Below are 11,809 nucleotides of genomic sequence, written 5' to 3'. Positions count from 1 at the left end.
GCAAGTATATCGTTTAATTTGTATTATTGCAAGTGAATCGCAATAATTATTGCAACATAGTCGCATTTATTATGAAAAGAAGAAATACCGAATCGAAAGAACTTGTACTGTCCATTTTATCAAACAGTACTAAAGCTATGAGTCAAGACGCTATTGAAAGGAAAACCGAAGGAAAAATTGATCGGGCGACTATCTATAGAATTCTCAATAGATTTTGCGAAGATGGTATTGCACATAAAGTAGTTGCAGATGACGGCAAACGGTATTTTGCCATTTGTGTAAAATGCGATGATCCTTCAAATTTACCCAACAATCATTTTCATTTTAGATGTACTGAATGTGAAACGATAGAATGTATGCCTGAGATAGTAAAATATTCTCAACCTGAGAATTACACAATCAAAAAAGTCAATTGCGTTTTGATTGGTGTATGTTCTGAATGTGCTTAGTTGTTCTAAAAATCAATGAACTAATTTCACTATTTATTACCTTAAACCATGTAATTATTGACTATTGTTGTAAATCCAGCACGCTTCTCGATACACCTCCGCATGGCTACGGCACTCGAAGTGACGTGCTTCATGATGTAAATTCAAAGCAGTATTCCACATTACGAACCTCATAATGCAATTAGTCAAGGAAAAATTCACAAGCACACTATTTCAAATCTCCAATAATCAACTCCTCAATCTTTAGATTATCACTTTTCGATTGCACATGTTTTGAATTTTCAAGCAATACTTCCCGTTTTAAAGATGGGAATATTTTTTTCGCTCGTTTCAGCATTTTTTCACCTGGGAACATTACATCATTTTTGGCAGCAATTAATGTAATTGGTGTTTGAATGGCTTGTGCTTTTTTCGTGGGAATAACAGGAACAGGAGTAAAATCCATGTTAAAATTAAGGAATACTTTAGATAAGAATTTGATGGCGAATTCATCTCGATCGGTAAACACTTCTTTGAGGAATTTCTCCACGTATTTCTCCTTCTTCGTTTTCATAAAACGTTTCATCGGAATGAAAAATTTGAAAATCGCCTTGATTGGGTTTCCATTCACAATGTAGGCGGGCGCAGACAAATAAACTTCCTTGATTTTACTTTCGTTAAATTCAAGTGTCTTTGAAATAATCAAACCACCAAAAGAAAATCCGGCTAAAGTTACGTTCTCCAGTTTCAATTGATCGATAAGTTCATTTACCCATTCCCCATAAGATTCATCTTTCATGCTTAATCTCGTTTCAGCACTCTTGTTGGGTTGTGCCAAGACATCCACAGCATAAACACAGAATTTTTGACTCAAATTTGGATAGGTTTCAAGGGCAATTGGTGCACAACCATTCGAACCGTGAAGCAATAGAATTGGTGGATTTTCTGGATTCCCAGTCACAATAATATTCGTTTCTCCGAATTTTGTAGCTACACTTTTGTAAGCATAATCAATATTTAATTCTTCTAATTTTTCATTGTAAAGACTTAAAATTTCACTTTTCCCTTCAGGAGATTTAAATAATGATTCCATTTTGATTAATTTTAGGACAAATTTACTAATAATTTACACTTAGGACAAGTTTACTAATGAGTAAAACCAAAAATAAAATATTAAATACAGCAAGAGAATTATTCAATGCTTCGGGATTTAGTAATGTCACCATTAGAATGATAGCACAAGAATTAGGAATGAGTTCTGGAAATTTAAACTATCATTTCAAGAAACGCGAAGATATTCTGGAAGCTTTGTACTTTGAAATGGTTTCAGTGTTCGATGCAAGAGTTGAGCAACTCGGAGAGCGAGAAATTAACTTTAAAAACATCAAGTTTGATATTCAAACAAGCATGGAAAGAATGGTTGATTATCGTTTTTTCTGGACGGATTTATATCACATTTTACAGCTCAACAATGAAATTAAACTTCATTTCGAAAAAGTATATCACGACCGAATGAATGGCTATGATTATTTATTCCAAACATTAAACGAACTCGGTTATTTGAAGTCTTTTGAATCATTAAAAGAGGAACAATTACTCGTAGAAAGAATGCTTGGTTTCAGTAATACCTGGCTATATAATTCCATTCTCAATCAGAAAGAAATCACTAAATCCTATATAGAATTACAAGCCGAAAGTTTAATGTTTATGCTTTATCCTTATCTCTTTGAAAAAGGGAAAATTGAATTTAAGAAAGTGGTTTTAGTAACTGAATAACCACCTTATTTAATCAAAAAAATAGTATAATCTAAAGCAGAATCTTACAACGATAATTTTACAAAGCACAAAAATGGTAATAGATATGATTTTCGATCGGACACAACAGCTTCCTGATCATTCAAAAGAACTCATCAAAAAGAATATTGAAATTGTAAAGTATCCTAAAGGTCATATCTTATTAAAAGAAGGTAAAATTGAGCACGATTTATACTTTATTCGTAAGGGTATTGTGAGGGCCTATTCAAATCATGATGGAAACGATGTTACTTTTTGGTTTGGGCAAGAAGGTGATTTGGCATTATCGATAAAAGGGTATGTAAATAATGAAAAAGGATATTAAAGTATTGAACTTTTAGAAGATTGTGAATTTTACAAGCTTAAAAACAGCACTTTGCAAATCTTATTCTCAGAAGACATTCACATCGCAAATTGGGGCCGGAAGCAAGTTGAAAATTTATTCCTTGAAACAGAACAAAGGTTGATTTCTCGATTGTTCAGAAATGCCTCGGAACGATACATGGACTTATTGAAAAATGAGCCAAAATTACTCCAGAGGGTGAAGCTAAGTCATTTGGCATCTTACCTCGGAATTACTCAAGTGAGTTTGAGTAGAATCAGAGGGAAAGTAAGTTGATTTTTTATCATTTGATAAAGTAATAATCACTTCTTATACGTATAAATTAACGCTTTTAAAATACATTATTCTTTTCATTTTTTTCTTGATAAAAAAACGAAACAAAAAAATCAATGGAATTCCAAGGCGAATGCTGCGCACCATGAGATTTTCTAACGTTACATGCTATATTTCTTTTCAAGAAATGCAATTCCACTGGAAAACTCATATTTCGCTGTGGAATCCCAAGCCCTCCGAAATAAAAATTTGGAAAATAAAAAAGGGTTACTTTCATTTTAACCTTTAGAAAAATTGAAAACAAATTAATAATAACATTCTAAAAGGCTAGAGTTCTTTTTTATCATTTGTTAAATTTTAAGCCATTCCCAGAACGTACTTTTGTATCCTTAATTATTAAAACAAAAAGTATGAATTGGGTTTATTTGATATTGGCTGGAGTATTTGAAATTGGTTGGCCTCTGGGATTGAAATTATCACAAACAATGCCTTCGAAAACAGGTGGAATTGTCATGGCAATTGTTTCAATGGCAATTAGTGGAATTCTTTTATGGCTTGCCCAAAAATCTATTCCAATCGGTACAGCATATGCTATTTGGACTGGAATTGGAGCTGTTGGAACCCTCATTGTTGGAATCATTTTCTTTGGCGACTCTGCAAGTATTTGGAAATTACTTTCCGCTTCTTTAATCGTTATTGGAATTATAGGATTAAAATTCGCTCATTAGGTGAAGGTCTTTGCCTATTCATGGTAAATGAATATAGAAAAGTGGTTTCAATCATCTAAACAATTCAGTCAGCCTCCTCTTTCACGTGAAGCAAACATGGTTTTAAATCATTTAATCTCATAACTACTCGTCACTTCAATTTTAGGATCCAACGATAAAAGAGCAGAACAATATTTCGTAATTGCTAATTTAATCGCACGTTCTAATTTGTCCGAAGAAATTTCTCCTGTAAGAATATAATGAAGGTGAACACTTTTAAATTCCTTGGCGACACCGCTTGATCTTTCTCCCGAAGTTTCAATTTTGATATCGGTTACCACTTGCTTTTGCTTCTTTAAAATCAGCAATAAATCAATCGTGGAGCACGAAGCCATGCCAGAAAGCATCAATTCCATTGGTCTAAATCCTTTGTTCTCTCCTCCTATTTCTGGTGATCCATCAATTTCAAGGCTTAATCCCGACTCGTTCTGTGCTGTAAAATGGAAAAATTCATTTTTTCTGTCTAGTGTAATTTTCATAATTTTAAATATAGGAGTGGATACTTTTATACTTCGTAATAATCCCTCAAAAAGACAATAATTATCTTAAATTCCTAATTAAATGGAAGCTTAAAAATGTTCTAATTTGATCAATCAGCTTATTTCTAAAAATAGAAAGTCTTATTTTTAGAAATACAATCACAAGTTATCTTATTGAATCCCATAGATTTTTTTTTTAGGGCTTCGAACTTGCTACCAATGGTAGAATTCAATACTAGTCTCAAAATACTCAAGTCAGGCTTGAGTGTAATGATAGTTAATTATAGTAAGTTGTTTTTTTTAGTGACAGTATTTATTGATTAGTTGTTTTTCTATTCCTAAGATTTTCCCTAGGTTATAAAAAAAAGAAATTCCTGTTTTCTGAACAATAAATGGGATTTTAGGAGAAAAAGCGTCCATTAGGTTTAATCCAATCGCTGTATGGAAAATATTATTAGGAAGTCCTTCTTTGTTTGTTTTTTCATCGCTACTTAGTCCATACATAATCTGTAGAGCATTCATCATTTTATTAGGACTTTTAATTTCTACATCAAAGACTACTTGTTTATCAGATTTATTATAAAACATATGATTAGTATATGGCAGAATAGAATATTCATCTCCAGTCCTTAATATTTTTTCCTCGTTATTAATAATAATATTTAATTCACCTTGAATAATTTTGAATGTTTCATTTATCTTAGAATGATAATGAAGTTGATTTTGACCTCCACCAGATTCAAGAAATGTTCGAAATATCAATTTGTATTTTGAATTTTCAATTATTCTTAAACGGTCTTTAATAATAGGATTTGAAAATTCAACTTTTTTGTATATCATGTTATTAAAAAGTCTGTTTTTTATCCATTTCAGGTATTACTTTATCGATTCTTTGTGCTAATTCGGGTAATTTAATAGTAGGCACAGCAGGGAAAAGATGATGTTCTAAATGATAGAACATACTAAAAGTAATTTTATTTTTCCAACCACTTCTTTGAGTTCTAGCAAAATTTGGATTGTCGTGTGTATCATGATGAACAGTCCATACTGCAAAAAAGGACATTAAGAATTCACCAAGAACCATTATAATCATATGATAAATCAACCAGTGTATGTTGAAATAAATGGCAAGAGATGCAAATATTACGATAGATATTAATTCTAAGACCATGTTTTTTCTATACTTTTTGTTTCCAATTTTCCAGGTAATTTGATGAATTTTAAATATGTGTATTGGACCATAAAGAATTGCTCCATACCAAGTCATATGAGCAGATTTCCCTTCCTGGTCTTCGTCTGATAAACAATATTTATGATGTCGTAAATGATTTAATTTAACGGCATGAATTGACACCATCATTAATATACTATTTAAATAAAGAGATGACCATGTCAAAAATTTATTGGTTCCTAAAGAATTATGAAAACCATTATGAACTTGTCTCAAAGCGGTTAAGAAAAAGAATGTGGAAAATGGCAAAGCCAGTAAATAATATTCAAAATAAGCTAGAATCCAAGAAGATAACGCCCAAGGTATTGTCAGATTATTCTCAACAAGCATTTCTTTAACAGAAAGTCTCCTTAAATCTTTCCACTCCACTCTTTTTAAAATTTCTTCCTGTGTCATTTTTAGAATTTGAGTTTAATTCGTCACAACATACTACACATTCTATTAAACTAAACTTCCTCTAAAAATAGAAAATTTATCCAGTTTTACAGTTATTAATCAATCTAAATGTAATGAAAACATTCATTTTAAATCGGTCAAAACCTTTTCCAACAACCCCAAACTATATCCATTCACTTTTTCATAGAATCAGCATCTAGCCCCTTAAAAACCTTATGAAATCCATAGCATAAATTAAATACCTGATTTTCTAATCACCATCCTACCTTCTTTAAACAATACGAATCGCGCTAAAATAAGTCCATGCAATTAACAAAAACTGAAATGGAATTCGAAACCATAAATAGGAAAGACCATTACCATTAAAAGTTCCTTTCTGATAATCAATAGTATGAATTGAGGCATAGATATTTGCTGGCAGCATCATTAACAGAAAGATAATAAAGGTCCAACCACTAATTACTTTAAATTTTGGAATCAGTAAGCCAATTGCCAAAACAAATTCAAAAATCCCTGTGAAATAAATGAGATTTGTTTTGAAGGGTATGAATTGTGGTATCATCATTGACATTCCCTTGGTAAATGCGAAATGTCCAATTGCCGTAAAACACAACATAATTGACATGGCTATTCTTGCAGATAAGGCAAAATTAAATTCCTTATTAAAAATTCTAATTAAAATTATCGCAATCAGAAAGCTTGATAAAAGTACTACTAATGGTTTCATTTATTCTTCTTTTAATTTAATTACAAAATTCCTAAATGATTTTAAAGTAGACAATGAACCCAAGTTAAGTAATTCGTTTGCGTATCCGACTTAGGGCTTGAGGAGTAACACCAATATAGGACGCGATGTATTTTAATGGCACTTGTTTCAATAAGTTTGGACGTTCCAAGAACAAGTTCATATATCGTTCTTCTGCTGTTTTATTCAAAAGGGAAATTTCTCTATTCGACTTGATTAAAAACATTTTCTCCGCCATCCTTCGGCCAATTAAATTACCGCTTGCAGTTTCTCTATAAACTGAATGCAAATCCTCGTATGATATTCGCCACAAACTAGTCTTTGTTAGCGTTTCTATTTGATAGATAGAAGGAGTTTGGGTAATAAAAGAATCATAGGCAGTTACAAACTCATTTTCAAAAACAAATCCAAAGGTCAATTCACTTTCTTCATGAGGAATAAAAAGTCTCACTACACCCTCAGTTATAAAAGACAAATAGTTCTCTACCTCTCCTGTTTTTATGATAACCGACTTCTTATTCAATTTTTCCTTATGTAATTTCGCAGAAAAATAATCCCAATCTGAATTGCTCATCGGATAGATGTTATCCATGAATTTTTTAATTTCTTCCATAAAGTTTTGTTTTATCTTCTAACTAGGTTCCTCTATTTCTTATCGTCCACTAAGATAGTTTTATTCTAAATTAAAATTGATTTCCAAATCACTTGCTCTAACATTTGATCAACATTATAGTATTGAGCTAGGGTAGCGTGGTTGACATTGGGAAAAGGAAAATTAATCAGCTTATTTCTAAAAATAGATAGTCTAACTTCTAGAAATACAATCACAAGTTTTTTTTAGTGGAGCCCATAGTTTTTTATGGCTTCGAACTTGCTACTAATGATAGAATTCAAGACCAAGTTCAAAGAAGTGAAGGTTGAGTTTATTGGTGGTTGATTGTTGTAGTTCGTTTTTCTTTCTTTAATGGTCTCCTGTACCGTCAAAATTGATTTCAGAAATAACAGTATCCATGTATTTTTCTCCTTTATAAACTTCAATAATTCTTAATGTTAAAACGAGCTTTTCATTTTCATCTCCACCAAGACTTCCCAGGTCAAAACGCTGTCCTTTGAATGTGTCTTCGAGATTTAAATAACCGAATAAATTGTCATTTATATAGAGCGAAAAGACTTTTACCCTAGAATTTTCTTTCCAAGCCTTTTCATTTTTTGAATAGCCATTGAAAATATCAATATGAGTTAATTTAAGGTGTGAAGATAGCTTAAACTCAAATTCAATTTTTTCTCCAATTCCAAAGTCTTCTCGACCTTCAACCCAAGCAGTTCTTAAGTCAAAATCATGGGCGTTTTCAGGCTTATAATTAATAATTTGAGTCGAGTCAAGTTGCGAAGTTGAAGTCACACTTAAAGGACCGACTGCACAATACCAACTACAACCTAACTCACCAGTGAAATAAGGTCCTTCGCTATGTAAAAGCTCATTTTCAAAAAGTGTCTTCTGTCGAGAAGTTAGTGAATGGTATGGGATTTCGTCAAGTAAAATTTGATTGTATTCGTCACTTAAGGCTTGATATTTTGAGAGTGTATCAGGGTCAAGATCTGGATAGTTAAATATAGAAGGCTCTAATTGACGTATTTGACCAACTGCTATTGAACTATTTATTATCGTAATTAATATGAAAATAATTTTCTTCAAGGTTGTTTTTTTTATGCTTCACAACTTTAAGCGAATTTAAAAAGCCGCCTTTCACTTTATAAATCTAACAATTTTTCCTTTCATTTAAAGCTTCGATTTAAAATCCATATGGAGATTTTTGGAAATTCCGCGTTATCGGAAGGAAATTAATTTATGGAGAGACCTAATCCGTAATCAAGGTGTTGAGTCTTGACCAACTTAGCGCAACGATCTCACAACCGCAGGGCATGGCACGCCTTTTTATTTGAACATTCTGTGCGTGTAATTACTTATTTGTCGTTTATCTCTTAAATCTATCAACTCTCCATTAAACCAATCAATGATCACCAAGTCATACGATTCACCGAGATTGTAGAACAGTTCATTAATCAAATTTATTTGTTCAACACTAACAATTAAACCAAGTTCAAACCATAGGTTCTTAATATATGCGCCTTCAATGTCGAAAAATAGCTTGAAATTATGATACCCAAACACTTTGTTGTCTGACTTTTCATATGTCAATACCCTTTTTGATTCTTTTTTAATTTTTGGAAACTTTGGAATCTTGCATTCTATAAGAAATCTTTCTAGTCCATCAACTCTAAATTCTTGGTCAATTGTAGAAAAGGGCATTTGTTGTCTTTCGACACAGTGGTTAAACCCGTTTTTATCTCCAGAACTGTTTTCAAATATTTTTAAAGTCTGCGATTTTATAAACTCTATATTTTTGGCGAGAACCATTTCATTTTGACAGTAGTCGTCAAGCCAAATATAAGCAGTGTCGTTATTCTCCAACTTCTTTCTGTTAGGACCTTCTTGAATGTTGTTTTTTTTTGTATAGAACGAAAATAATCCCATTAATTCCTTTTTCTAGTTGGAGCTAACCTCAAGCGAATTTCATAAACCGCTTTTCATTTTATAAATCTAAGAATTTTTACTTTAACCTAAAGTTTCGATTTGAAAACCTTATGGTGATTTTTTCCATTCACGCATTATCGAAAGTAAATTCATTTATTGAGTAGATCGCCAGGAAATATACAAGACTAACTAAAACATAATGTTCCATTATAGAACTGAGCTTAGGTGGCCAGCTAGGCACTGTTCTAAAATGGTAGCTGAAGTTTTTTCTTCCATTTTTTGCTCCAAACCTTAGAACGATCAAGTTAAGGCGATGTAATTTTAGGAATAAAGGCTTTTTGCTTTAAATGTCTTTTGCCAATAACTTGACTTTTACGTTTTTAAACCTTAACTTTTATCTAAAATCTGTTTGACGTGCCAACGTCACAAACACTCTAAAAAGAGATGTTTGCACGGTTTACCCGCAACAGATTTTAAAACTAATTAATTTTGCAAATTACCTGGTTATCGTTCTTGGTTTGGAGTAAAATCTTGAAAAAATAAAGCGTTCAATATAAGGGTGGGTTGTCCTTTACGCGATGGACTATTTTCGATTTAACGGTCTAGTATAAGAATAGTAGCGGATTTTAAGGCACTTTCCTTTCAATTTAGCACTAAACTTTATACAAAGATACTCACTTTGAGTTTGGCACTAAAACCGCTATTATTTTTATACATTGTTACCTGTAGGCTTTATTCCGTTTTCTTTTCATAGAAACTTTCATTTTTTATTGCTTTATCCATCATCTTTATAATCCTTTCAGCCTTTTTATTTTCAGTTTTTGCACTATATATCCAATCTAAAAATGCTTTCTGTTGTCCTTCTGTAAAGTTCATAAAATTTTTATACGTTTTTTGTGGTTCATTCTCAAAACATAAAATGATTTCTCTAGGTATTTTTAAAGTAGATTTATCTATTGATAGTTTTAACTTCACAATATCTCCAACTTGCTTTTTTATCTTTTTTCTAATTTCTGCCTTAACTGGAAGAAAAAGTTGATTATTACCCATTGAAAGTAATTTATGTTTTGACAGTTCATAACCATCTATAGATCCATTAACAATTACCCATCCAAAAGGTGTTTTTTTACTTAATGAAATTTCAGGAAGAGGAATGTAAGTCCAACCTCCTTTTCCCGAAAATTTCTCAAGCAAGCATTTCTTATTTACGAGATATTTTTTGTTGCTCATTTATGCGATTAAATACCAAAAATCAAGTTTCATTGTTGTTTCGTCTGCCATTTCCAATAATGGTTTACAAAAAACATTTTCTATATATCCAAAACAGGTTTCTTTTGTTTTTCCTAATGTTTCACCAAAAGTAACTTCGGAATATAAGTTTTCAGAAACAGTACCAATAAAATGTGCTTTTGTATTTTCTGTTTTGTTTAAGTATTCTTTCTCAATAGTGTTTGATACTTTTATTAAATCATCAAACCTATCTTTGTTTTTAAGCGAAAATGTACCGTGTTCCACACAAGAAAAATACTCTGGAAGCATAAATATTTCTTTTTCTATTTTGTGAAAAATCATATTAACTGATTCGTTGTCTATTAGACTAAAAAAATGTTTTGCTGAATCATTTTCATTTGCGGCTTCTAAAAGTTTGTTTAACGAATCCATATTATCAGTAAATAATACATTTGCATATTCGTTATTAAAATTTCTTACCAAGCAATGAAATAAAACGCCCTCTTGATTGGCTAGAAATGAAGTCTCAAACTGAATTACAGACTGTATTAATTCATCATCTGTTACACTTTCCTTTTTCTTAAATGAAGTAAATTCCATTACTCCAGCATTTTTTTCTCTTTTTTTAATCATAATTATCCGTTTTAAATTTTATAATAGGACAAAAATAATTTAGAGGTGTGACAGCCCTATGTCACGTATTTATGATATTTTTTCAGAAACATGAATAAAATAATCTGACAAGTTAAATTTATGATTATCAAAATATTTATTAAGAGGTTTTATGTTAAGTATTCTATCTAGTCTAAATTCTCGTAGTTCATTTCTTAAATTACACCAGGCAATTACTATCCAATTTTCATTTGAGAAGTATAAGCCTAAAGGTTCTATTTGTCTTTTAGTATGCTGTTCTTTTGATAATGATTTATACGCTATTTCAATTACAATCTGGTCTGTTATTGACGTTTGTATAAGTAAGAGAGAGTTGCTTTTAACCTGATTGTTTGTCTTTTTAGTTGTTCCAATTCGATTAGAAAGAAGTTCGATTTTTTCTTTGTCAGAATATTTAAGGATAGTTTTGATTTTAGTTACAATATTTTGGTAGTTTTCAATAAGTGAGCTATCTGTATTTGTTTGAATAATTTTTTCAATTGTAATTAATGTATTTGCTTCATCTGTTGAAAACATTACAGGTGGCAAATTATAACCTTCCATTAATGAATATCCTTTGCCTTCTTCTTTGAAAATTGGAATTCCAGCTTCTTCAAGAGCTTTAATATCTCGATAAACTGTTCGTTTGCTAATATTAAATTTGCTAGCTATTTCTGATACTGTTACTACTGTTTTTGACTGAAAAATTATCAGAATTGAGGTAAGTCGAGAAAGTCTTGGTATTTCATTTTCCATTTTGAAGTTCGGATGTTTTTTTAGCTTACAGGTAACGGTTTTGTATATGAAAAGTAGCGAATTTATAAAAATTAACTTTCGTAAAGCAATATACTTAATTTAAAAACAAAAACGGTTCAGATTTACACCTGAACCGCTATTTTTTATATACGTTGTTGTAAGCCGTTTTTATTTCACAAC

General features: G+C 31.1%; 16 protein-coding genes. 5 read left to right on the top strand and 11 right to left on the bottom strand.

The genetic code is table 11. The features are described 5' to 3' along the window. Positions 1–71: 71 nt before the first annotated feature. Positions 72–449 (top strand): Fur family transcriptional regulator, encoded by a 378-nt coding sequence (locus C6368_RS03320; protein ID WP_107037765.1) that lies wholly within the window; start codon positions 72–74, stop codon positions 447–449. 208 nt (positions 450–657) lie between these two features. On the opposite strand, the gene C6368_RS03315 is transcribed toward C6368_RS03320, so the two are convergent. Then, positions 658–1,521, bottom strand: coding sequence for an alpha/beta fold hydrolase (locus C6368_RS03315; RefSeq protein ID WP_107037764.1), 864 nt, complete (start codon positions 1,519–1,521; stop codon positions 658–660). Between the two features lie 56 nt (positions 1,522–1,577). Between C6368_RS03315 and C6368_RS03310 the strand changes: the two genes are divergently transcribed. The 4 genes from C6368_RS03310 (at position 1,578) to C6368_RS03295 (ending at position 3,566) form a co-directional block, all read left to right on the top strand. After that, positions 1,578–2,204: a TetR/AcrR family transcriptional regulator gene (locus C6368_RS03310; RefSeq protein WP_107037763.1), complete on the top strand. Its 627-nt coding sequence runs from the start codon at positions 1,578–1,580 to the stop codon at positions 2,202–2,204. A gap of 85 nt (positions 2,205–2,289) precedes the next feature. Continuing rightward, positions 2,290–2,547: a Crp/Fnr family transcriptional regulator gene (locus tag C6368_RS17575; RefSeq protein ID WP_317045962.1), complete on the top strand. Its 258-nt coding sequence runs from the start codon at positions 2,290–2,292 to the stop codon at positions 2,545–2,547. Between the two features lie 51 nt (positions 2,548–2,598). Continuing rightward, positions 2,599–2,841, top strand: a complete 243-nt coding sequence (locus C6368_RS17570) for a cyclic nucleotide-binding domain-containing protein (RefSeq protein ID WP_317045961.1) — start codon at positions 2,599–2,601, stop codon at positions 2,839–2,841. A gap of 407 nt (positions 2,842–3,248) precedes the next feature. Beyond that, on the top strand, positions 3,249–3,566 hold the full coding sequence (locus tag C6368_RS03295; RefSeq protein ID WP_107037761.1) for a DMT family transporter: 318 nt from the start codon (positions 3,249–3,251) through the stop codon (positions 3,564–3,566). A 107-nt stretch (positions 3,567–3,673) separates the two neighbouring features. Here the strand turns inward: C6368_RS03295 and C6368_RS03290 are convergent, their stop codons facing one another. From C6368_RS03290 to C6368_RS03245, 10 genes are all read right to left on the bottom strand, one after another. After that, on the bottom strand, positions 3,674–4,084 hold the full coding sequence (locus tag C6368_RS03290) for an OsmC family protein (protein WP_107037760.1): 411 nt from the start codon (positions 4,082–4,084) through the stop codon (positions 3,674–3,676). Positions 4,085–4,384: 300 nt separating this feature from the next. Continuing rightward, entirely contained in the window at positions 4,385–4,924 is a 540-nt protein-coding gene (locus C6368_RS03285; protein WP_107037759.1) for a cupin domain-containing protein, read from the bottom strand. Between the two features lie 4 nt (positions 4,925–4,928). Continuing rightward, positions 4,929–5,711, bottom strand: a complete 783-nt coding sequence (locus C6368_RS03280; RefSeq protein WP_107037758.1) for a fatty acid desaturase family protein — start codon at positions 5,709–5,711, stop codon at positions 4,929–4,931. 271 nt (positions 5,712–5,982) lie between these two features. Further along, positions 5,983–6,438: a DoxX family protein gene (locus tag C6368_RS03275; protein ID WP_107037757.1), complete on the bottom strand. Its 456-nt coding sequence runs from the start codon at positions 6,436–6,438 to the stop codon at positions 5,983–5,985. A 64-nt stretch (positions 6,439–6,502) separates the two neighbouring features. Continuing rightward, positions 6,503–7,069 (bottom strand): Crp/Fnr family transcriptional regulator, encoded by a 567-nt coding sequence (locus C6368_RS03270; RefSeq protein ID WP_107037756.1) that lies wholly within the window; start codon positions 7,067–7,069, stop codon positions 6,503–6,505. A 348-nt stretch (positions 7,070–7,417) separates the two neighbouring features. Then, positions 7,418–8,152 carry an NADase-type glycan-binding domain-containing protein gene (locus C6368_RS03265; RefSeq protein ID WP_107037755.1) on the bottom strand — a complete coding sequence of 245 codons (735 nt, stop codon included), beginning with the start codon at positions 8,150–8,152 and terminating at the stop codon, positions 7,418–7,420. A 240-nt stretch (positions 8,153–8,392) separates the two neighbouring features. Further along, complete coding sequence (locus tag C6368_RS03260; RefSeq protein WP_107037754.1) at positions 8,393–8,992, bottom strand: hypothetical protein; 600 nt, start codon at positions 8,990–8,992, stop codon at positions 8,393–8,395. A 732-nt stretch (positions 8,993–9,724) separates the two neighbouring features. Further along, entirely contained in the window at positions 9,725–10,222 is a 498-nt protein-coding gene (locus C6368_RS03255; protein ID WP_107037753.1) for a YdeI/OmpD-associated family protein, read from the bottom strand. After that, the gene (locus C6368_RS03250) at positions 10,223–10,855 is read right to left on the bottom strand and encodes a hypothetical protein (RefSeq protein ID WP_107037752.1); all 633 of its coding nucleotides are present in this window, start codon (positions 10,853–10,855) and stop codon (positions 10,223–10,225) included. A gap of 69 nt (positions 10,856–10,924) precedes the next feature. Next, complete coding sequence (locus C6368_RS03245) at positions 10,925–11,629, bottom strand: helix-turn-helix transcriptional regulator (protein WP_107037751.1); 705 nt, start codon at positions 11,627–11,629, stop codon at positions 10,925–10,927. Positions 11,630–11,809 lie beyond the last annotated feature (180 nt).

This window comes from Brumimicrobium mesophilum, assembly GCF_003025005.1.
Taxonomy (GTDB): Bacteria; Bacteroidota; Bacteroidia; order Flavobacteriales_D; family Crocinitomicaceae; genus Brumimicrobium; species Brumimicrobium mesophilum.
Note: the sequence above shows the minus strand (reverse complement) of the source record. Positions and strands in the feature narration are given on the sequence as shown.

Coding starts and splice junctions, on each gene's coding strand:
- C6368_RS03315 (WP_107037764.1), bottom strand. CDS start 1,521: ATGGAATCATTATTTAAATCTCCTGAAGGGAAAAGTGAAATTTTAAGT.
- C6368_RS03255 (WP_107037753.1), bottom strand. CDS start 10,222: ATGAGCAACAAAAAATATCTCGTAAATAAGAAATGCTTGCTTGAGAAA.
- C6368_RS03280 (WP_107037758.1), bottom strand. CDS start 5,711: ATGACACAGGAAGAAATTTTAAAAAGAGTGGAGTGGAAAGATTTAAGG.
- C6368_RS17575 (WP_317045962.1), top strand. CDS start 2,290: ATGATTTTCGATCGGACACAACAGCTTCCTGATCATTCAAAAGAACTC.
- C6368_RS03270 (WP_107037756.1), bottom strand. CDS start 7,069: ATGGAAGAAATTAAAAAATTCATGGATAACATCTATCCGATGAGCAAT.
- C6368_RS03285 (WP_107037759.1), bottom strand. CDS start 4,924: ATGATATACAAAAAAGTTGAATTTTCAAATCCTATTATTAAAGACCGT.
- C6368_RS03310 (WP_107037763.1), top strand. CDS start 1,578: ATGAGTAAAACCAAAAATAAAATATTAAATACAGCAAGAGAATTATTC.
- C6368_RS03290 (WP_107037760.1), bottom strand. CDS start 4,084: ATGAAAATTACACTAGACAGAAAAAATGAATTTTTCCATTTTACAGCA.
- C6368_RS03320 (WP_107037765.1), top strand. CDS start 72: ATGAAAAGAAGAAATACCGAATCGAAAGAACTTGTACTGTCCATTTTA.
- C6368_RS03295 (WP_107037761.1), top strand. CDS start 3,249: ATGAATTGGGTTTATTTGATATTGGCTGGAGTATTTGAAATTGGTTGG.
- C6368_RS03245 (WP_107037751.1), bottom strand. CDS start 11,629: ATGGAAAATGAAATACCAAGACTTTCTCGACTTACCTCAATTCTGATA.
- C6368_RS03250 (WP_107037752.1), bottom strand. CDS start 10,855: ATGATTAAAAAAAGAGAAAAAAATGCTGGAGTAATGGAATTTACTTCA.
- C6368_RS03260 (WP_107037754.1), bottom strand. CDS start 8,992: ATGGGATTATTTTCGTTCTATACAAAAAAAAACAACATTCAAGAAGGT.
- C6368_RS03275 (WP_107037757.1), bottom strand. CDS start 6,438: ATGAAACCATTAGTAGTACTTTTATCAAGCTTTCTGATTGCGATAATT.